At 63.6% G+C, this 1,722-nt stretch carries 2 protein-coding genes and 2 pseudogenes; all 4 read right to left on the reverse strand.

Going from position 1 to position 1,722, the window contains the following annotated elements:
- A partial coding sequence (locus tag BIGA_RS08840) for an IS256 family transposase (protein WP_034259978.1) occupies positions 1 to 491 on the reverse strand: 491 nt, incomplete at its 3' end.
- 79 nt (positions 492 to 570) lie between these two features.
- On the reverse strand, positions 571 to 978 hold the full coding sequence (locus BIGA_RS09980; protein ID WP_237744107.1) for a helix-turn-helix domain-containing protein: 408 nt from the start codon (positions 976 to 978) through the stop codon (positions 571 to 573).
- Positions 979 to 1,005: 27 nt separating this feature from the next.
- A pseudogene (locus tag BIGA_RS09985) lies at positions 1,006 to 1,074 on the reverse strand (hypothetical protein); the annotation flags it as partial.
- A gap of 290 nt (positions 1,075 to 1,364) precedes the next feature.
- A pseudogene (locus BIGA_RS09390) lies at positions 1,365 to 1,722 on the reverse strand (transposase); the annotation flags it as partial.

Here is a 1,722-nt window from a genome sequence, read left to right on the forward strand (position 1 = left end):
ACCCCGTCCACGAACAGATACGGGTACGAACGGTCCGTCAATGGGCGATTCCGCCATCGGTCGATGTCCTCGTACACCTTCTTGAGCTTGTCGCTCAACGTCTGGGAGGGCATGCGTTCTCCCCACAAAAGCCTGCTGATGTCGTCGACCTGACGCGTACTCACTCCCGCCAGGTACATGTCGATCAGCGCCTCCTCGACGCTCTCCTCCCTCCTGCGATATCGTTCGATGACCGCCGACTCGAACAGCGCGCCCTTGAGCTTCGGGACCTTCAGGGTCATGGTCCCGGCCTTCACGGTCAGGTTCCGCTCGTAGTGGCCGGCCCGGTACGCCCTGCGCTCCCCGGACCGCTCGTACCTGGCCGCGCCCGTGATCTCGTCGGCCTCCGCGTCCAGCATCGCGTTCAACAGCTGTTCGACCTTCTCCGACACCAACCGGTCCAGCTTCGTCTCGAGCATGTTCTCGTCGACCTGTAGAATCTGATTCGGCATGGTTCCGTCGCCTTCCTAAATAGGTTGATTTGGTTTGGCGACTGAAATCGTACCCGGACGACGGACCATGTCTCTCAACTCAAGCCTCAACCAAAATGCGCAACAAACCGGGCGTTATCAGGGTTTCGGTGTGTTGGGTTGGTTGGTTCGGGGTGGTGATGGTTTGGATCCAGAGGGTGGCGCGACGTTCGAGTTCGGGTAGGTTGCGGGTGCCGCGTTCGATCTCGCTGATGCGGCTGGAGTGGACGCCGAGGCCGTCGCTGACCTGTTGCTGGGTGATGCCGTGTGTGACGCGCAGCTCGCGAAGCCGTCGTCCGCGTTCGGCCGGTGGCTTGTTCAGGGCGTCCGTCCCCGGCGGATGGAGATGAGGGCCCGGTAGGCCTCGCGGGCGATGAAGTGTTCCGGGCAGCGGATGATTCTGCATCTTGCCTTTGCCTTCCCCGGTCTTCCGATTCACGTAGTCGCGGGTGGGCTGGTGGTAGCGCATGCGGACGATGGCGATGTGGTGCAGGGCGGAGTTGCCCTGCCTGTTGCCGCCTTTGTTGAGCCGGTGCCGGTTGGTCTTGCCGCTGGAGGCGGGGATGGGGCAGGCGCCGCAGAGCCTGGTCGGACGCGGCCTCGCTGCGGATGCGTTCGGGGTTGTCCCCGGCGACGATGGCCAGTGCCGCGGCGGTCACCGTGCTGGCGCAGTAGATGTCAAGCAGCGGGCGGGCGTTGTCCTCCAGGATGAGTCTCATGCTCCTCTCCAGCAGATCCGCCTGCTCCTTGAGGGCCTTCCATGCCTTGCCCGAGGCCTTCAGCGCAACGAGCATGCCCTGCGGTTGTGCCCGAAAAGTTGCGCAAATGTGGTTCCGCCCGTCCGTGGCGCGGTGATCAGTTCGCTTCCATGAGCCTGTCATTGAGTCGGGACATGTCGAGGTAGCGGCGTGTGGACCATTCGTTGGCGGTGACGTATCTGATTCTGGCGCAGACGAGCATGAGGGCGCTCCTGCCGTCGGGGAAGCTGCCGACCACACGCGTCCTTCTGCGGATCTCACGGTTCAGCCGTTCGATCATGTTGTTGGTGCGGATCCGGCGTCGGTGCTCGGGCGGGGTATTCGTCGAGCAGGTAGGTCGTGGTCTCGCCGATGCCCTCCCTAAGGCAGTTGGCCGCAGCCCTGAGCTTTCGGGTCTCCATCTCGGAGGCGACGGTCTCAGCCTTGGCGAGGGCGGACGCGCGCGATTCCATGGC

It is taken from the genome of Bifidobacterium pullorum subsp. gallinarum, assembly GCF_000741215.1.
GTDB lineage: Bacteria > Actinomycetota > Actinomycetes > Actinomycetales > Bifidobacteriaceae > Bifidobacterium > Bifidobacterium pullorum_B.

Coding starts and splice junctions, on each gene's coding strand:
- BIGA_RS09980 (WP_237744107.1), bottom strand. CDS start 978: ATGCGCTACCACCAGCCCACCCGCGACTACGTGAATCGGAAGACCGGG.